Origin of the sequence: Bradyrhizobium sp. (assembly GCF_049586575.1) — a bacterium.
Taxonomy (GTDB): domain Bacteria; phylum Pseudomonadota; class Alphaproteobacteria; order Rhizobiales; family Xanthobacteraceae; genus Bradyrhizobium.
Genome location: NZ_JBAVCF010000396.1, coordinates 1 through 3,014, shown reverse-complemented (window position 1 = coordinate 3,014; position 3,014 = coordinate 1). Strand labels below are relative to the sequence as shown.

The window sequence follows — 3,014 nt, the reverse complement described above, 5'->3', positions numbered from 1 at the left end:
GACATGAACTGGATGCAGGTCGAACAAAAGCTGCAGCAGGACGGCCGCGCCGTCGTGCCAGTGGGAAGCACGGAGCAGCACGGGTATCTGCGTCTGACGGTCGACGCGATCTTGGCCGAGCGCGTCGCCTGCGAGGCCGCGGAGCCGCTCGGCGTGCCCGTGTTTCCCGTTCTCAGTTATGGCATCACGCCCTACTTCCGCCGCTATCCGGGCAGCATCAGCCTTCGTTTAGACACGTACCAGCGTATCGTCGCCGACATCCTCGAAAGCCTCGCCGGCACCGGGTTCACGCGCATCCTCTTTGTGAACGGCCACGGCGGCAATATTCCGGGAGGTTCGATCCTGCAGGAGTGGATGAACGATCACGCGGGAATAACCGTGAAGTGGCACAACTGGTGGAACGCACCGAGGACGGCCGCCGCAGTGGCCGCCATCGATTCCGTCGCGTCGCACGCGTCTTGGATGGAAAACTTTCCGTGGACGCGCATAGCGGGCGTGAAACTTCCGGATGGCCAAAAGCCGATGATCGACATCGCACGCATGCGCATGATGGACGCCGCTAGCGTCCGGGCGTACTTGGGCGATGGCAATTTCGGCGGCGAGTATCAGAAGCCCGACGACCAGATGATGAGAGTGTGGAGCGCTGGTGTCGAAGAGACGCGCGAGGCCCTCGAGGGTCCGTGGCAGTGACTTTCGGCGGAGCCATCTCGCCGGAGCGAGTTTTGGTTTGGGGTGCGGGGGCGATTGGTGGCACAGTCGCCGCTTACCTCCGCCGCGCCGGTCTTGATGTGACCGTCGTGGACGCAAACGCGGCTCACGTGCAGGCGATCGGCGAACGTGGCGTTGCCATCACCGGCCCGATCGAGACGTTTGCGCAGCCGCTGCCGGCATTTACTCCGGACAAACTTGTAGGCGGTTGGGACACATTCTTTCTGTGCGTGAAGGCGCAGAACACGGAGGCCGCCGCGCGACAGCTAATGCCGCACCTCGCCGAGGATGGCGTCGTCGTGTCGCTGCAGAATGGCTTCAACGAGCTGACGATTGCCGAGACAATTGGTCGCGAGCGCACGATGGGGGCCTTTATCAACTTCGGCGCCGATCTGCTGGAACCCGGCGTCGTGCACTTCGGAGGCCGCGGCGCGGTCGTGGTTGGCGAACTGGACGGCAGCAATACGCCGCGCCTGACGCGCGTGCACCGTGCGTTGCAAAAGTTTGACCCGGCCGCGATCACCACCGACAACATCTGGGGCTATCTCTGGGGCAAGATGGGCTACGGCGCTCTGCTTTTCGCCGGCGCTCTCACTCCGGCCAGCATCGTCGAAGTGCTCGACTCGCGGGACGCGCGACCAGCGCTCACGGCGCTGGCGCGGGAAGTGATGGCAGTGGCCGCGGCAGAGGGCATTACCCCAATGGGCTTCAACGGCTACGATCCCGCAGCGTTCGGTCCGAATGGAACCGGCGCAAAGATAGACGCATCCTTCGACGCGATGGTGGCCTTCAATCGCCGCTCGGCAAAGACGCACAGTGGTATCTGGCGTGACATTGTCGTTCACCACCGCAAGACCGAATGCGACGCGCAGTTCGCACCCATCTTGAAGCTGGCGCGCCGCTCCGGCATTGCCATTCCCCGCGTGGAACGCCTGGTGCTGCTGATGCGCGAGGTGGAGAGCGGTACTCGCGCGCAGATGCTCGATAATCTGGCGCAGCTGGACGGTTAGTTCGTTCTTCATTTATGTTTAAATCGGCGAGAACAAATATTCAGAACGCTGGCCCACTCTATGCAAATTCGTTTTGACGGGCGAACGGCAATTGTGACTGGAGCCGCGCACGGCTTCGGCCGCAGCATCGCGCTAAATTTTGCCGGCCTGGGTGCGCGCGTGGCTGCCTGCGACGTGCTGAAATCCGAACTCGATGAAACGGCGCAGCTGGCGAAAGAACAAGGAACGCCGCTGGAAGTCCGCGTCCTCGACGTGAGCAATCGCGGGGCGGTGCATGCCATGGTCGCGAAGACATGGAAGGCCAGCGGCCGCATCGACATCCTGGTGAACGATGCGGGCGGCGTGATGGGCCAAGTCGGCCGGCCGCTCGAGGAAGTGTCTGATGCCGACTGGCGCGCCATCTTTGCCGTAAATCTCGACGGCGCTTTTTACTGCAGCCAGGCAGTCGCGCCAACAATGAAGGCGGCGCGCTACGGCCGCATCATCAATATCTCGAGCGGCGCCGGCCTTGGCATCAGCCTTACGGGAATTCAGGCGTACGCCTCGGCCAAGGCCGGACAGATCGGCCTGACGCGGCAGCTTGCGCATGAACTCGGGCCGTGGGGCATCACCGTAAACAATGTGGCTCCCGGTTTCGTCCGCTCCAACCCCACCACCGAAAAGCAGTGGGAGGCATATGGCGAAGACGGGCAACGCCGGCTCGTTGAAAATATTGCGTTGAAGAGGCTCGGTTCGCCGCAGGACATCGCCAACGGCGTCTTGTTTTTTGCGAGCGAGCACGCCGGTTGGATCACCGGTCAGACGCTGTCGATCGACGGCGGACGGTAAGTTCGGGACAAGATGAGGAGCACTGCTATGTCGAGTCAGGCGCTGAAGGTGGGTGCGCTCTCCGCGGCACGCGGAGAGAAGCGTTACGGCGTGAACGAGTTTTCGGTGCAGGGTCAGCCTTATCGGCTTCCGATGTGGCTCATCAACGGAAATCGCGACGGGGGAAACGTCGACGGCCCGACCCTCGTCGTGACGGGCGGCGTGCACGCCGCCGAATACGCGAGCATCGCGGCGGCACTTGAGTTCGGCCGCTCTCTGGACCCCGCGAACTTGCGCGGCCGAGTCATCGTCGTGCCCGTTATGAACATGCCCGCGTTCACGGCCCGCTCCATTTATGTCTGTCCGCTCGACGGCCGGAATCTTAATCGCGTGTTTCCTGGCGATGCAAGCGGCACCGCCTCCGAGCAAATCGCCGATTGGGTGTTCCGCAACGTCATCTCGCGGGCCGACTACTACGTGGACCTGCAT

At 62.9% G+C, this 3,014-nt stretch carries 3 protein-coding genes and 1 pseudogene; all 4 read left to right on the top strand.

The genetic code is table 11. From position 1 onward, the window contains the following. A partial coding sequence (locus WB528_RS15755; RefSeq protein ID WP_423889340.1) for a creatininase family protein occupies nt 1–690 on the top strand: 690 nt, incomplete at its 5' end. Next, a complete protein-coding gene (locus tag WB528_RS15750; RefSeq protein ID WP_423889339.1) occupies nt 681–1,718 on the top strand; it encodes a ketopantoate reductase family protein in 1,038 nt (345 codons plus the stop codon). The genes WB528_RS15755 and WB528_RS15750, both read left to right, overlap by 10 nt. A 60-nt stretch (nt 1,719–1,778) precedes the next feature. After that, nucleotides 1,779–2,546: an SDR family NAD(P)-dependent oxidoreductase gene (locus WB528_RS15745; RefSeq protein WP_423889338.1), complete on the top strand. Its 768-nt coding sequence runs from the start codon at nt 1,779–1,781 to the stop codon at nt 2,544–2,546. Nucleotides 2,547–2,573: 27 nt separating this feature from the next. Then, nucleotides 2,574–3,014 (top strand): annotated as a pseudogene (locus tag WB528_RS15740) (hypothetical protein); the annotation flags it as partial.